Raw genomic sequence first — 16,026 nt, forward strand, 5'->3', positions numbered from 1 at the left:
ACGGGGAACTGTAACATATGAATTAGAACAGGCAATTGAACTAAAGGGAAACGATAGCTCCATAACAATAAGGCAGCCGAGAACATCGGCTGTCTGTTCAATTAACGTACAGTTACACGTAAGGTTATGATAGAATATGTCTTTCTTTTAAGGAACAATCCTAATTCTAATAGTATTAAACCAATGTTATCTGCATTAAAGTTTAAATCGTTGTACTGTATGCTAGAATGGAGTTGTGGAAGTATATCTTGATTTGTAACCGTAATCCGGCTGAATTTGCTCCTAAATTAATTAAATGTTGTTATTATCTGATACAGGAGAATGTAAATATGACTTTAAAAGAAGTTTGTGAAAGTATTTGTTTACCGGAACAAATGAAAAGAAAAGTGCTTGGCTTTGCAGGCGGATTCGATGAGGAAACATTTAAACCTCTTTCTACTGCCTTGTATGATCCGTTTGCCTGGGAAAAGGGAGTTAAAGAAATAATAGGTGTTCTGGGAGAGGATCCAGATGGGAGCAAAATGCTAGCTTTTATGCTTGTACATGCAGTAAAGGCACATAAGCAATACGAAAAAAGAGGAATCAGCGAGACAATTTTTACGGATACGATGAAGTTCTGTACCAGATTTATTATGGAACATTACAAGGTGTATGGGACATATGCATTCACGTGGGGATGGTGGTTTCCTAGACAGATTTCACTTCATGAATTCCGAATCGGTGCACTTGAATACGAAATGATTGAGCAGAAAGAAAAGAAAATAATAAATATACATATCCCTGCTGATGCGGATATGAGGCGAGAGAGTTTGCGAAAGTCATATGAGGATGCTAGGGGATTTTTCGCAAAATATTATCCGGAGTATGGACAGTCGGATATGGTATGTGATTCCTGGCTGCTTTCTCCAGTCCTTGCTAGGCTGTTGTTAGAGAGTTCGAATATAGTCGGTTTTCAGAAGGCATTCGACTTGATAAGTGTAGATGATGCGAATGACAGCTCTATCAGATGGGTTTATGGAAGAACTGATATTCCAATACACGAACTTTCTGAACATACATCTTTACAGAAAAAAATCAAGGTTTGCCTGATGGAAGGCGGCAGCATCGGCACAGCCTACGGAAGACTGCAGGAAGATCCCTGGAAGGATTGATAGGAGAGGTTTAAGTATTAACTTCCTAGGTGATTCTCTAAATTTAGACTGTCTTGAAACAGCATCATTAAGCTACTATGAAAATTCATTGCACCAAAGTGTGGAAAAAGGCAGCACTAAAGAAGACGCAGCTCGTTCGTTTTTTTAAAGGGGAGAGCGCCTGAATAGCTTTTTATTGCAGCTTTATATAGATCAAGAGCCTTCTGGTTTAGTGATGGTAATGGAGTAGCCTAGTCCTTCAAGTCTGCGTAAAGCATGTCGCACATTGGACTGTTCCCTTTGCTTATCGAAGTAGTCTTCCCCTAGATCAACATACATTTCTTTACGAGTTAGAAGGTAATAGGAGATTCTCCACATGGCATGAGCGACTACAATTCCTGCTCGTTTCCTTCCTTTTCGCGCAGCTGTACGCCTATACAGTACGCCAAGGTAATTCTTAGATCCTTTTGCGGAATGAGCTGCTTCGGTTAAGCCTGATCTCAAATATTTATTGCCCTTTTTGGTTTTAGCCGATTTCCTTTTGCCCGCACTTTCGTTATGGCCGGGAACAAGTCCTGCCCAGGAACACATATGAGCTGCGCTTGGAAACTGGTTTTTAATATCTGTACCGATTTCAGCCAGGATTTGTTCGGCCATTCGTGTTGATATGCCTGGAATTGAGTCTAATCGTTCAATATCTTCTTGGTAAGGATTTACTCGCCGTGCAACTTCTTGATCCAGCATATCAATTTGTTGAGTTAGAAAGTCGATGTGAGTTAGAATGGTTTTTATCATTAGGCGTTGAAGGGGGCTTACGTATCCTTGGAGGGCAAGTTCGAGTTCGTCTTTTTTCGTTTTAGTGTCCGAAGGGCCATGTTGACCAGTTGCTCAGGATCATCTATACCTTCAGCAATCGCATAAAGCATGTTTTTAGAGGAAACTCCCATAATATCTGAGACAACGGAACCAAGCTTAATATTAGCTCCCTCTAATACTTTTTGGATTCGATTATGCTGTCTGGCACGTTCTTCGATGATACTCCGACGATAACGAACAAGCTCTCTTAACTCACGTTGATTACGGTCTGGAATGAAACTGGCTTTAATCAGTCCGTGGCGAAGGAGTTGGCAAATCCATTCTGCATCTTTAACATCGGTTTTGCGTCCAGGCACAGCTTTCATATGCTGGGCATTAACAACCAGAAATTCGATCTCCTCAGCCTCAATTAAATTTACAAAGCTGTGCTCCTTAATCCAGTCCACTAACTTAAGAAGAAATACAGTTTTAGTTGAAAATGTTTGAATCTCCTTTCCTTCAGGTGTCATGATGCATGCAGTAATATTGTCTTTATGGACATCCATACCGCACGCCCGTTTAATAATTACATCCACGGCATTCAACCTTTCTACGGCATCATGATTGGAGACTGGTGCAACAACCAGAATAGGATTAATCTACTATGAGTGCTTCCCGGTATAAAATACCAAGCAAAAATTTTCATTCTCTGTGGTGCAGCGCTGATTTTGCGCTGCATGGTTGGCTAACGGGCAGTATAGTTACAATGGTATTATATTGGATATGTCCCGTGAGGAGGATATCAATGGAGAAGTTCTACGATAGCGTACATCAATTTGATGGAAATGACCTGCGGTTGTTCTTTTACAATTTGTTAAATACAGTAGATCGTTATTGTAAGGACGGCAGTGTTGAAGAAAAAAGTTAGCAGAAGGACTTGTTAATATACTTCAAAGCCAGATAGAGGCGGTTCACAACCATAAATTACAAATGAATGAACTCCAACAATATGTCTATCTTGTTTTCAGTCTCTCTGATGCAGGTTCATTAAAAGTAACTCTAAGTGAAATCGGCAAACGGGAGCTATGCCAAATCTTAGCATTCAATGAATTGTTTTCAGTCGGACCAATATCTAACTTAGATACGATAACTGGACAGCAGAATAGACTATTTTGGTTGACGGAAAACGATGGGGACTTCAGCTATGACCCAGAGCATCTGCTTGTTAAAATGGTAGAGGCAGTAAAGAATATTCCAGAAAATAAAACCATTGTCATTTGGTGCGCGGATAACGCACATGATCAAACAGGCTTACGTTTCGTATTGCATTTGTTGAGAGATCGAAAACAGCCAGTTAATGTTGTCAATGTGACAGAGCTCTTTAATACTACTGGGCTTCGTAACAAAGAAGGATTTAATCCCTATTTTAGTGGTTTAATCGATCGAGAGCATTTTCAGGTAATCGTAAAAAAGTATTATGAAGGTGTTCCTCTTGATCCTAACCAAAGAAGAAGGTATGAATCAGAATGGCTAATGCTCTCGAATGAAAATCATGTGCTCCGTTTGTGGAAAGAAGATTCTGTTAAAGGTACTGATGAATCTGCTCTGGACGAAGTGATAATAAGGTCAGTCATTGAACTAGAGCAAGAACAAGATGAGAATGGGTTTATCAAGGCGGGGAGTGTCGTCGCGAGAGTATCTGATACGTCGCACCAACTCGTAGGGTATTCATTTATTACCAATAGAATATGGATCTTAGTTAACCAAGGAGTTTTAGAGTTTAGTGGACTGCCAAGGGCCTTGTATCAGTTCTCTGTTAAACTTGGCACCCATAGGTTGAGCTAACGGAAAACGATAGCACTATGACAATAGGCAGCCGAAATCATTGGCTGCCTATTTAGCTAACGGGCAGAGTAGTTTAATAATGTGAGTTGTTGTTTGAGCTATTTACAGAATATTCCGCATATCTTATATTAAACATAAATAATAATTAGCAAATGCGATGAAGAGGCCAAGTAGGTCTGGAAACGCCGTTCAGAGAACTGCCGGTTGGTGCGAGGCAGCGGATATCCGAATCAAAAAATCACCTCAGAGCTGTCCCCCGAATTATAGTAGATGGGACCGGGATTCTACCGTTACAAAGAAGCATCGTTGTTGGACGATGGCTAAGAGGGCGTTTCGTTTATTATAAACGTCAATCAGGGTGGTAACGCGGAGCAACTTCGTCCCTAATGGGATGTTTTTTTTTGCGTCTTCATAAATTAATTATTAAATTGGAGGTTATCGAATGAGTAAATTGATGGTTACAGAACGTTTGACATTGCGGCAACTGTAAGAAAGAAGGATTAGTTCGAAAAATCCGGATAAAAGTTGAGCAGATGAAAGGGTGATGTTGCAATGCAATTCAAGTTGTATACGGATGTGCATGAGTTTTACAATGATACCTATGATGTGCTGATGCGTCATGAAGCACAAAATTTGATTCCTCTTGGCAATATCATAATTGGGCATGAAGGAAAAGACAAAACAGACTGGCGTAACCCTGTAAATTGGCTTATGGCAACTATTTCGGATGCTAAGGGCATACAACTTAGCGCCATAATGACACCGCCACACAATATTACCCTTTATGCAACAGACAACATAATTAACCCAGAAGCTATAAACTGTCTAATAGATGGGCTGAAAGACCGTGAAATTCCAGGTGTGATCACCGAAAAAACCTTGGCAGAGTATTTTGCCAAAGAATATACCTTCCGCAAGGGAATAACCTTTAAAACAACCATGAGCCAACGTATATATGAACTTACGGCAGTAAACCCAGACATTCAAAAGGTTGGTATCATTCGATTGCTAGATGAAAAGGATATTCACTTTTTCCCATACTGGGCTGAAGCATTTTATGCAGCGGGGAGTTATGGCAAAACAGAAATGTCCATCCCGCAAGATGCAGACCCTTACCTCTACCGAATAGCATCGAAAAAACTCTATATTTTAGAGGACAACGGGATACCCGTTTCTATGGCAGGATATACAAGGGAAATGCAGACGGCTATTGGCGTGGCATTTGTATATACCCCTCCTTATAAGCGCGGGAAGGGTTACGCTACTTCAATTGTGGCGCAAATAAGCCAACTTGCATTGGATAAAGGGTTTACTAAGTGCGTCTTATATACGGACTTAGCAAATCCCACATCTAATAGCATCTATCAAAAGATAGGCTATATGCCAATTTGTGATTCGCTCCAGTTAAAATTTGAATAGTAGAATGATGCGGACAGAACTTCTACTACCTAAAAATAAGAGCATAATATGTAGTAAAGATACGGCGGCGCGTTATGGTGATGTACCGCAGGTTTTTCGTGAACCGGAACAGTAAAACAGGTGCAATCCGGTGTATTGCCGTTGATTCATCAATATTGATAATTAATCGGATTCAATTCAAGTATTAAGCTAACCGGAAACGTTAGTTCAATGAAAACAGCGACAGTCAAGGACCTTATTTTCTGCTGACACCGGCTCGGCTACCTCATTAAATAGTGTTATTTCGAATACAGCGATCCATAAGTGGTATGACGGTGTGTCTGATGTTCCTACGAAGGTCATAACGACAGTTAGTTTAATGATTTCGCAACTATGTAGAATATGCGAAGTTCGCAGATTAGCTGTTAGGCGAATCTTTCGAAAGCATATATTAAACCATGGGAGGAAAAAATTGATTAAATTCATCTCATCAGTTTTATTCGTTAAAGATATAGCAGTTTCACGGATGTTTTATGAAGAGATTTTAGACCAACAAGTAGAGATAGACTATGGTGTCAATATCGGATACCTTGGTGGCTTTTCAGTATGGAGGAAGGACGTAGCACATCAAAACATATTTAGAGATAACAAGGCTGAAATCGAATTAATAGGTAGCGGGAATCAGCAAATTGAACTGTATTTTGAAGTGGAATACATAGATGAGGTCTACAAAAAACTTAAAGATCATCAGATTGAATTCGTTCATGACATATTTGAACAACCTTGGGGACAAAGAGTAGTTAGAGTATATGACCCAGATAAATATATTATTGAATTAGGCGAACCGATGAATGTGGTAATCAAGAGATATTATGAGACTGGTATGACATTGGAAGAGGTAGCAGAGAGGTCTTTAACACCAATTAGTATTGTAAGAAGCGTAATTAATAACAAATAATTAGCACTAGCTCAAGCAGGTTAGAAGATTAAAACCTCCCTTTAGAAGCAAAACTAGATGTAATAGCTTCTAAGGGGAGGTTTTCTTATGAAGTTAAGTGAGTTGTGGCATCTATATGAGGCTGATATTCCTAAGTTTTTAACCGAGGAAGATGTTATTCACCTTAAGATCTCGTGTCTAAGCGATAGGACTCGAGATATCTTTTTTATAACAGTTTTATACTAATCGTAAAGTATTAACTAGTAGTATACTATTGGATGTGTTTCCCATTATTGAAGGGAGTGGTGTGGTATGAAGAATATCTTTGCTGTCGTGGTTGTTACGGAGGAAGTTCAATTATAATCACAGAGGAATTCCTCTGTGATATCAAAATTTTGGAGGGATTCATGTGGTTATTGAATTAAAGCCGGTATCAATTGAGAACTGGTACGATTGTACCAAGTTAAATGTAAAGCAAGAACAAAATAGTGTTTTTCCAGCTCCTGTTGTTTATTGGATTGCAGAATCTAAATTCGCTCCTGATTTTGATTTGCGCGCAATATATTCAGAGGCGTTGCTAGTCGGATTTATTGTCTTTTGTAAAACCCCCGACGAAGACGGTAACCATTGGATACCTGCACTCATGATTGATGAGAATCATCAAGGGAATGGTTTTGGCAAAAAAGCAATGAAAAAATTAATTGATCTTATGAGTCAAAATGGTTGTAATAGATTAATGATCGGGCACAGACCCGACAATTTGATTGCTGGGAACCTGTATGAATCCTTGGGGTTTCAGAGGGCTAGCGAAGAAATAATTGACGGTGAAATTATACGTTTTCTACAACTTAATTAAAGAATCCCCTTAGTAAATAAATATGGCTGTCAAATTACTGGCAGCGGTCGTTCAACTAATGAGAAAGTTAGCTCAATAAACGCTATGAGTATATTAGAAAATTTAAGAGCGGTATGTGATGTGTGGAGGATTTTTAATGACGCAATTTTATCTCATTCGCCATGGTGAACCTCTATGGGACATAAATGAACATTACAAATTAAAGGGACATGGCCGGGACATGGTTCCTCTTACGAATAAAGGGGTTAACCAAGTATATTTGACAGCAAAGGATGAACGGTTAAAAGAAGCTGAAATTGTTGTCTCTTCTCCTTACCCAAGAGCACTTCAAACGGCCGCTATTTTATCAAAGGAACTTGGTTTAGAAATAATGGTTGAATTCGATTTAAGGGAATGGCAACCTGACTTAACATTTGAATATGATTCATTGGAGAGGCTTAAAGAACTGGGGGATGATTATGATGCTAATCATGGAGTCTATCCTCCTGGGGTAACCAAGCTTTGGGAGTCTAAAGAACTACTGAAGAACCGCATGGAGAAGGTAATTAACAAATATCTCGAATTTCAAAAGGTGATAATTACTGGACACGGCATGGCTTTTCGTACCTTGGTAGGAGAGATAGGCGAAATTCCACATGCTTCAATTATCGAGTATTATAAACAAAGCCATGTCACTTTACTCTAACGGGATACACTAACTTAATAAACCAGCGGGAGTTCAGGATTTTATTTTCCAGAACAAGACTGCCGCTGGTTTTATATTGGAGCCAGTCTAATACTTCGGACATGTATATGGATAATATATAGGAGGTCCGGCAAACCATTTCATTGGTTTACCGGACCTCCTTATTGCAGAAGCGGCTGGCTGCTAGTCTGCCTCCAAAATAAAAATGCGAGACAGAAAATCGCCTCTTGGCACCTTGGAATGGTAATCACCAGATGTATGGTCATTTAAAACAATGCCGATCTCCATCAATTCATCCCCAAAATAGCCGTGTTCGCCTAAATGGGCGATGCGATATTTTTTATGAGGGTCCAGTCCGGCAAGCTTCAATCGCCGATAGCCGTCGTTTACCTTCGTAAGAATGCGGTAATAGCCGACGATCGCCTGGCTTCTGTCTCTGGATCGGACCATCCATACTGTTTCATTACCCTGGAAGGGACTGGCTAGCCGATAAAACGTCCCCCGCGCCATGAGACCACGGGACTTTTTCATAAAGGTGATTTGTTCCTGAACGGTTGCTTTTTCTTCATCAGACAGCTGGCTGATATCGAGCTCATATCCAAAGGTGCCAAAATAGGCGACACTGCCTCGGGTATTCAGGGAAACGCTGCGGGATGTCTGATGATTGGGCACCGCGGAAACATGGGACCCCATGTTGCTGAGCGGGTGTACCATGGACGTGCCGTATTGTGTTTTTAACCGTTCGACGGCGTCTGTATTATCTGAAATCCATCCCTGCGGCGAATAATACAGCATCCCAGGATCAAATCGTCCGCCTCCGCTGGCGCATGACTCGAATAAGACCTCAGGAAATTTACTGGTTAACCGTTCGTACAATTCATATATCCCAAGGATGTATTGATGGTAAACCCTTCCTTGAAAATCACATTCCCTTCCTTGGGAAAACACTTCTGACATAGAGCGGTTCATATCCCATTTCACATATATACGTGTTACATCATACGTATCCACTTCCGCCTGAGCCAAAAAATTGCCGCTGTACACTAAACTGAATCCGATTGCTTCGCCGAGAAACTCCGTAGTTTCCTTTCGCTTCAACCCGATGAAGGGGTTATAGTTGTGGCTGCTGTGCCCCCGCAGACTGTATATGCTTTGAATACCCTGGTGCAGAGGAACATTCTGAATATGCCGCTCCCTCCCCCAAGCACCGGTTAAGGTCAACATTTCATACTCCTTATCCGGAAGCTCCAGGCTGAAGCTCATAGCGGCTTCAAGGCGGATTTTCTCCGTGCCTGAATGGATTATTTTCATAGATCGGGTTAATACAGGCAACTGGTTGAAGAGAGTATATTGCAGTTCTACCTGACAGGAGAGAGTCTTGTCAATTAAACAAATACGCACGGTATCGGCCTCATTCTCCTCTTCGACATACGTTGCGGGCAGGCCCTCAAGTGTATTTATAAGTGGTGAGAATATGGGTTGCGCGTGTTTTGGTCCACAGCCAGACAAAGACGGGGGACAAGGCCAAGCCGAAAATGGTATAAATGGTTCCACTGATCCTGGAGCAATTTCAATTCCAAAAATATGACGATTGATTTTCTGATCGATAAAAATCGCCACAGTGGAAGTCAGCATGGTGGAATTCATGTTCGTATGGCTTTCATCGCTCATGGTTCTTCCTTCTTTCTGCGTATTTCTGAGAACGCTTTCCCTTTTAAAATATAGCAGATTCATTTCTGTAAAACGGTAGCGGATAGTTGGGATAGGTGGACATTTATTACCTATCGCGGAGGTATCCGTTTCTTTGTTATGCGGCTGAATCCCAAAATCCAATCACCTCCGCACTTTAAGCGAACATTCAGTTCAAACTCAGGTCAGCTTAAGGCTGGGGAGATAGGATAAGGGCAGAGGAAATGATTAGCAATACATAGGAAGAGGCAGCCCCGAGAATACATACGGATATGGAGGAAACACCTATGTTTACAAAAATTCGCGCAAAAATACTACTTGGCTTCGCAGTCGTCATTCTCGTATTCATCGCCGCAATCGCCGGAAATACCTTGTTTCAAGGCAAGGTTACCATGCTCACCGAGCAGATTAACCGCAACTACAGCAAGCTGTCGCTCGTTCAGCAGCTGACGGACAAGATCCGCACGGCGGACGGGCTAGGCGCCAGATATGTGATGAGTAATACAGATGAGGAAAGAACCACCTATCTGACCGCTTATGAGGCAATGATTCCGGAGATTACCGAGGCGATAACCGTGCTTAAGAATGCGGGCCTCAATGAAGCGGAGCTTGCCGGGATTACGAATCTCGAAAGTGAATGGAGCAATTATTTGACCGTGCTGGAAGGTGCTTTCGCTTTGGCCAAGGAAGGGAATTTCCCGAATGCGCAAAAGGAGTTCACGAATCTCTCGCTGGATACGATTATTGCTTCGCAGCTGGTCTTCGAGAATACGCTGAATGAGGAGATCCAGTATGCGCAAAGTCAGTCCGCGGAGCACCGCAGCTCGGCCATGGGTATCAGCTTTGGCGTGACGGGCTTGTCGGTTCTGCTGGCTATCTTCATCGCACTGCTGCTGTCCGGCAAGATTATTAAACCGATCCGTGATGTAAATAAACAACTCCAGGAGATTGCCGAAGGAGATGCCGACCTGACCCGCAAGCTGACAGTCCGGACCAAGGACGAGATCGGTGATCTGGCACTTGCTTTCAATAAAATGACGGATAATCTCGGTCTGATCATCGGACAGGTGAGCCAGTCAGCGGATGGTCTGGCGGCTTCCTCCGTCAAGCTTACCTCCGACAGCGGGCTGACAGCCGAGGCCACGGAACGGATCGCCGGCATTATGGGTACGGTTGCTTCCGGTTCGGAGAGACAAATGAATGATCTGCAGACCAACATGACGACGATTGTTGAAATGTCAGCCGGCATCCAGCAGATCGCCGCAAGTGTGCAGGATATTTCCGATGCATCACTGCGCTCTAATGAATTCGCCATGGCAGGCGACAAGTCACTGCAGGCGGCCGCCCGCCAGATGGCTTCGATTAACCAGTCGATTGGGTCGCTGTCCGAGCAGGTGCTTGGTTTTGCCAAACGATCCCGGGAGATCGGCAGCATAGTAGGGGTCATCCAAGGCATCGCCTCGCAGACCAATATGCTGGCGCTGAACGCAACAATTGAAGCGGCGCGTGCCGGGGAACAGGGCAGAGGGTTCGCCGTTGTTGCCGATCAGGTACGCAAGCTGGCCGAGCAATCCGGAGAATCGGCCAATCTTATTGCCGAGATGGCGGCAGGGATTCAGTCCGATGCCGATGATGCAGTCCTGGTGATGAAGAGCAGCATTGCCGAGGTGCAGGACGGTACGGAAATCATTGAAGAAGCAGGACATTCCTTCGGGGAGATCCGCATTTCTATCGATTCCCTGGCCGGACAAGTACAGGAGGTATCGGGAGCGGTCGAGGAGATCACGGCGGCTGCTGAAGAGATTGTGGAGTCGATCCGTACCGTCACACAAATATCGGAAACCACGGCTGCGAATACGCAGCAGGTGTCGGCAGCTTCACAGGAGCAGATGGCATCGGTAGAACAAATCGCTTCCTCGGCAGGTGCGCTGAACACATTGGCGCAAGGCTTGCAGGGGTTGGTGGCGAGGTTTAATGTGTAGCTTGACTGGAAATGCGCTCTTCAGGGAAATACGCTCTTCAGCAAATCTTTACCTTCATTTCATTTGGTTTTAAGCTTCAGGCGGTATATTCATCACATGACCCCCATACAATAGACCTTGACCCTGCCGGATGACGGCGGGGTCGCTTTTTTTATATGCTGCTATATATGAAGGGATCAGCTATCTCTTAAAGAACGAGAACTGATTGTGTTATCCACCCATTTTGGCCGGATAGAAAAGAATAACAATTAATGTGAACGTAATATTGCACATACTAAGCATAGAAACGGCCATTGGTTAAAATCTAGTTATATCTTATATTATTACCATAATTAGTTAGTTGATAGTCAGTCTCCGAGTTCGGTCAGTGTATCTTGCGATTGCGGCTAGTAGTTCTGCATGTTTGCGCAAGGAGTAGATCGTGCTTTTTGTTGTGGATGTACAGCATTGGGAGACGCTGCAGCTGGCTAATTGAAATTGGATTAGTGCGGGCAGGAGGGCAGCCTTTGAATCAAGGAGGTGAAGGGGGAAACAAATTGTTTGTGAATGCGCTTTCTTTAACATGATCCATAACATTATGGAAGGTGGCTCGTATATGTTAACAGGAAACAAGGCATCTGCCAGGAAAACATTCCTCATCTATGGTTTGATTGTTGCGTTGTTTGTAGGCCAATTGGTACTGTTTCCGGCTGTAAGCTCTGCGGCGGCCAATCTGGCGCAGGGCAAAACAATTACCGCAAGCTCGGTCGGCGACGTTTATGTGGCGGCGAATGCCAATGACGGCAATCAAGGGACATATTGGGAAAGTGCAAGCAATGCTTTTCCGCAATGGCTAAAGATAGATTTGGGCACAAGCAGCAATGTGAACCAGGTGGTGCTGAAGCTGCCTGCTGCCTGGGAGCCAAGAACGCAGACGTTAGCTGTTCAAGGCAGCACGAATGATTCTGCGTACAGCAACCTTGCGGCATCGGCGAGTTATACGTTTAATCCGTCAAGCGGCTCCAACACGGTAACCATTAATTTTACCGCAGCAAACGCCAGATACATCAAATTAAACTTTACTGCAAATACGGGTTGGCAGGCAGCACAGGTATCCGAGATTGAGGTCTATGGGACGACCCCAACGCCAACCGGCACTTATGAAGCGGAAGCTGCCGCATTATCCGGTGGAGCCAAGACGAACACCGACCATGCCGGCTATACAGGCTCGGCATTTGTGGACGGATATCTTGGACAAGGTGCAACCACAGCCTTTACGGTTACTGCTGCCACTGCAGGCAGCTACAATGTTTCGCTCAGGTATGCCAATGCTTCAGGCAGCACCAGAACATTAAGTGTCTACGTGAACGGAACAAAGGTTAAGCAGACTTCGCTTCCCAATCTGGCGAACTGGGACACTTGGTCCACACAAGATGAAATATTGACTCTCTCTGCCGGTAACAACACAATTTCCTATAAATACGATTCCGGAGATACCGGCAATGTTAATATGGATCATCTGGTTCTTACTCCGGCGGCTACACCTACGGCGACCCCAACAACCGTACCAACTCCAACAACCACACCGACAGCAACCCCAACAGCAACCCCAACAGCAACCCCAACAGCAACCCCAACAGCAACACCCTCACCAACGCCTACAGCCACACCAACGGTTACGCCAACACCAACGGTTTCACCTACAGCTACCCCAAGCACAGGTCCAGGATCGAATCTGGCCATCGGCAAAACCATTAATGCTTCCTCATCCATATTTACGTTTGTTCCTGGCCATGCGAATGACGGCGATGTCACCACTTACTGGGAAGGCGGGGCTGCCAGCTATCCGAATACGCTGACGGTCAACCTTGGGGCCAATGCCAGCATTACTTCTGTTGTCGTGAAGCTGAATCCGGCGGCGGCCTGGGCAACCCGTACCCAAACAATTGAGGTATTGGGACACAATCAGGCAACCTCCACCTTTACAAGTCTCGTTCCGGCTACCCTGTATACCTTTAATCCGGCCAGCGGCAATTCAGTGACCATTCCGGTTACGGCAACGGCCAGTGAGCTTCAACTGAAGTTCACCAGCAACTCCGGTTCAAATGCCGGCCAGGTTGCAGAATTTCAAATTACCGGCACGCCGGCAGCGAATCCTGATCTGACGGTGACGGCAATGTCCTGGAGCCCTTCTGCTCCGGTGGAAACGGATGCCATCACCTTAACCGCAGTCGTCAAAAATGCCGGAACCGCAGCATCCACAGCGACAAATGTCAGCTTTTATCTGGGCACGACCAAGGTAGGGACGGCTCCGGTAGGGGCACTTGCCGCAGGAGCCTCAGCCAATGTCTCGCTTAACATCGGTGCCCAAGATGCGGCCACCTATGCACTGGGCGCCAAGGTGGATGAGAGTAACACTGTTATTGAACTGAATGAAGGCAACAACAATTACACCCATCCGTCTTCTCTTACTGTTGCGCCTGTATCAAGCTCCGATCTGCTCGCTTCCCCGGTAAGCTGGACCCCGGGAAATCCGGCCGGAGGCAATACCGTAACCTTCTCGGTTGCCATCAAAAACCAAGGGACAGCAGCTTCCGCCGGCGGTTCGCATAACATAACGCTGACGGTGACTGATGCCACCACCAATGCCGTGGTCAAAACCTTAACTGGCTCCTACAACGGAGTAATCGCCAGCGGTGCCACAACGGCTCCGGTCACTTTGGGCACATGGACTGCGGCGAACGGCAAATACACGGTGAAGAGCGAAATTGCCGTGGATACCAATGAGCTTCCGGTGAAACGGGCCAACAATATTCAGACCCAGCCGCTGTTTGTCGGCCACGGGGCGAACATGCCTTACGACATGTATGAGGCCGAGGATGGTGTTGTCGGCGGCGGAGCTGTTAAGCTTGCCCCAAACCGCACCATCGGTGATCTGGCCGGTGAAGCTTCGGGCCGGAGGGCGGTAACGCTGAACACGACCGGCAGCTATGTGGAATTCACCACAAAGGCCAGTACCAATACGCTGGTTACCCGGTTCTCCATTCCGGATTCGGCCAGCGGTGATGGAACCAATGCCACACTGAACATTTACGTCAATGGAGTGTTCAACAAGGCGATCAGCCTGACCTCCAAGTATGCCTGGTTGTACGGCCCGGAAACCAGTCCCGGCAACTCCCCGGGCTCCGGTTCCCCGCGCCATATCTATGATGAAGCGAACATTATGTTCGACAGCACTATTCCGGAAGGAAGCACGATTAGGCTGCAAAAGGATGCGGCAAACACCTCGAAGTATGCCATCGACTTTATCAGTCTGGAGCAGGTGTCGCCAATAGCCAATCCGGACCCGGCTAAATATGCGGTTCCTGCCGGTTTCAGCCATCAGGATGTGCAGAATGCGCTGGATAAAGTCCGTATGGATAACACCGGCAACCTTGTGGGGGTATATCTGCCTGCCGGAACTTACGAGACCTCAAGCAAGTTCCAGGTCTACGGCAAAGCCGTGAAGATCGTCGGTGCAGGACCGTGGTACACCCGGTTTTATGCTCCAGTCAGCCAGTCCAATACGGATGTCGGATTCAGAGCCACCGATTCCGCCAATGGATCGACCTTCTCGGGCTTCGCTTATTTCGGCAATTATACTTCGCGGATCGACGGACCCGGTAAAGTGTTTGATTTCTCCAATGTGTCGAACATTACGATCGACAACATTTGGACCGAGCATCAGGTATGCATGTTCTGGGGTGCGAATACCGACTACATGGTGATCAAAAACTCGCGTATCCGCAATACCTTTGCCGACGGTATTAATATGACAAACGGCAGCACCAACAATCTCGTATCCAACAATGAAGCGCGGGCCACCGGAGATGACAGCTTTGCACTGTTCTCGGCGATTGATTCCGGCGGTTCGGACATGAAGGACAATGTCTATGAGAATCTGACCTCAATCCTGACCTGGCGCGCAGCCGGTGTGGCGGTCTATGGCGGTTATGCCAATACCTTCCGCAACATTTATATTGCCGACACGTTGTGCTATTCCGGGATTACCATCAGCTCACTCGACTTCGGGTATCCGATGAACGGATTTGGCGCTTCACCGCCGACGAACTTCCAGAATATTTCGATTGTCCGTGCAGGCGGACACTTCTGGGGCAGCCAGACCTTCCCGGCCATCTGGGTATTCTCGGCATCGAAGGTGTTCCAGGGCATCCGGGTCAGTGATGTGGACATTATCGATCCGACTTACCACGGCATTATGTTTCAGACCAACTATGTGGGCTCTTCACCGCAGTTCCCTGTCGCGGATACAATCTTCTCCAACATTACGATTTCCGGTGCGCAGAAGAGCGGGGACGCATTTGATGCCAAGTCGGGAGTGGGCATTTGGGCCAATGAATCGGCGGAAGCCGGTCAAGGCCCGGCAATGGGTTCGGTAGTCTTCAACAACTTGAAGATTACCAATACAGTCACTCCTATTAAAAATAATACGTCCACCTTTACGATCAACGTTAATCCTTAGACAGCCAGCTGAACAGACCCATAGAAACGGAGTGCTGCTGCTTTCATTAGCAGTGCCCGTTTCACAGCAGGGCCGCCTCCCGCCGACACAGGGGGGCGGCCTTTTGCCGGGGAATAAAGAAGCGGCATGAGCAGCCCGGATTCCCGGCAATCGACAAGTGCCGGGCCATAGCCTACAATGGGTGTTACAAAGTATATGGAGTAAAGCC

Annotated in this window: 9 protein-coding genes, 1 pseudogene and 1 other annotated feature; of the genes and pseudogenes, 8 read left to right on the forward strand and 2 right to left on the reverse strand. The window is 45.5% G+C overall.

The genetic code is table 11. From position 1 onward, the window contains the following. The first annotated feature begins 329 nt into the window (after positions 1-329). Positions 330-1,151 carry an acyltransferase domain-containing protein gene (locus NSS79_RS13220; RefSeq protein ID WP_342439690.1) on the forward strand — a complete coding sequence of 274 codons (822 nt, stop codon included), beginning with the start codon at positions 330-332 and terminating at the stop codon, positions 1,149-1,151. 192 nt (positions 1,152-1,343) lie between these two features. Here the strand turns inward: NSS79_RS13220 and NSS79_RS13225 are convergent. Next, positions 1,344-2,521, reverse strand: a pseudogene (locus tag NSS79_RS13225) (IS110 family transposase). Between the two features lie 394 nt (positions 2,522-2,915). Between NSS79_RS13225 and NSS79_RS13230 the strand changes: the two are divergent. The 5 genes from NSS79_RS13230 to NSS79_RS13250 all read left to right on the forward strand — a co-directional run bounded on the left by NSS79_RS13230 (position 2,916) and on the right by NSS79_RS13250 (position 7,646). Next, positions 2,916-3,770, forward strand: a complete 855-nt coding sequence (locus NSS79_RS13230; RefSeq protein WP_342439691.1) for a DUF1835 domain-containing protein — start codon at positions 2,916-2,918, stop codon at positions 3,768-3,770. 148 nt (positions 3,771-3,918) lie between these two features. After that, positions 3,919-4,158, forward strand: a binding site (T-box leader). Between the two features lie 164 nt (positions 4,159-4,322). Further along, positions 4,323-5,189, forward strand: coding sequence for a GNAT family N-acetyltransferase (locus NSS79_RS13235; RefSeq protein WP_342439692.1), 867 nt, complete (start codon positions 4,323-4,325; stop codon positions 5,187-5,189). Positions 5,190-5,640: 451 nt separating this feature from the next. Next, positions 5,641-6,126, forward strand: a complete 486-nt coding sequence (locus tag NSS79_RS13240) for a VOC family protein (RefSeq protein WP_342439693.1) — start codon at positions 5,641-5,643, stop codon at positions 6,124-6,126. 388 nt (positions 6,127-6,514) lie between these two features. After that, on the forward strand, positions 6,515-6,961 hold the full coding sequence (locus NSS79_RS13245) for a GNAT family N-acetyltransferase (RefSeq protein WP_342439694.1): 447 nt from the start codon (positions 6,515-6,517) through the stop codon (positions 6,959-6,961). A 136-nt stretch (positions 6,962-7,097) separates the two neighbouring features. Beyond that, on the forward strand, positions 7,098-7,646 hold the full coding sequence (locus NSS79_RS13250) for a histidine phosphatase family protein (RefSeq protein ID WP_342439695.1): 549 nt from the start codon (positions 7,098-7,100) through the stop codon (positions 7,644-7,646). 183 nt (positions 7,647-7,829) lie between these two features. Here NSS79_RS13250 and NSS79_RS13255 read toward each other — a convergent pair whose 3' ends face one another. Beyond that, a complete protein-coding gene (locus NSS79_RS13255; protein WP_342439696.1) occupies positions 7,830-9,317 on the reverse strand; it encodes an alpha-galactosidase in 1,488 nt (495 codons plus the stop codon). Between the two features lie 305 nt (positions 9,318-9,622). On the opposite strand from NSS79_RS13255, the gene NSS79_RS13260 reads away from it, so the two are divergent. Further along, positions 9,623-11,317 carry a methyl-accepting chemotaxis protein gene (locus NSS79_RS13260; RefSeq protein ID WP_342439697.1) on the forward strand — a complete coding sequence of 565 codons (1,695 nt, stop codon included), beginning with the start codon at positions 9,623-9,625 and terminating at the stop codon, positions 11,315-11,317. Positions 11,318-11,912: 595 nt separating this feature from the next. After that, positions 11,913-15,818, forward strand: coding sequence for a discoidin domain-containing protein (locus NSS79_RS13265; RefSeq protein ID WP_342439698.1), 3,906 nt, complete (start codon positions 11,913-11,915; stop codon positions 15,816-15,818). Positions 15,819-16,026: the final 208 nt, after the last annotated feature.

This window comes from Paenibacillus sp. FSL L8-0436, from assembly GCF_038593025.1.
Taxonomy (GTDB): Bacteria; Bacillota; Bacilli; order Paenibacillales; family Paenibacillaceae; genus Paenibacillus_AQ.

Coding starts and splice junctions, on each gene's coding strand:
- NSS79_RS13220 (WP_342439690.1), top strand. CDS start 330: ATGACTTTAAAAGAAGTTTGTGAAAGTATTTGTTTACCGGAACAAATG.
- NSS79_RS13230 (WP_342439691.1), top strand. CDS start 2,916: ATGAATGAACTCCAACAATATGTCTATCTTGTTTTCAGTCTCTCTGAT.
- NSS79_RS13235 (WP_342439692.1), top strand. CDS start 4,323: ATGCAATTCAAGTTGTATACGGATGTGCATGAGTTTTACAATGATACC.
- NSS79_RS13250 (WP_342439695.1), top strand. CDS start 7,098: ATGACGCAATTTTATCTCATTCGCCATGGTGAACCTCTATGGGACATA.
- NSS79_RS13255 (WP_342439696.1), bottom strand. CDS start 9,317: ATGAGCGATGAAAGCCATACGAACATGAATTCCACCATGCTGACTTCC.
- NSS79_RS13260 (WP_342439697.1), top strand. CDS start 9,623: ATGTTTACAAAAATTCGCGCAAAAATACTACTTGGCTTCGCAGTCGTC.
- NSS79_RS13265 (WP_342439698.1), top strand. CDS start 11,913: ATGTTAACAGGAAACAAGGCATCTGCCAGGAAAACATTCCTCATCTAT.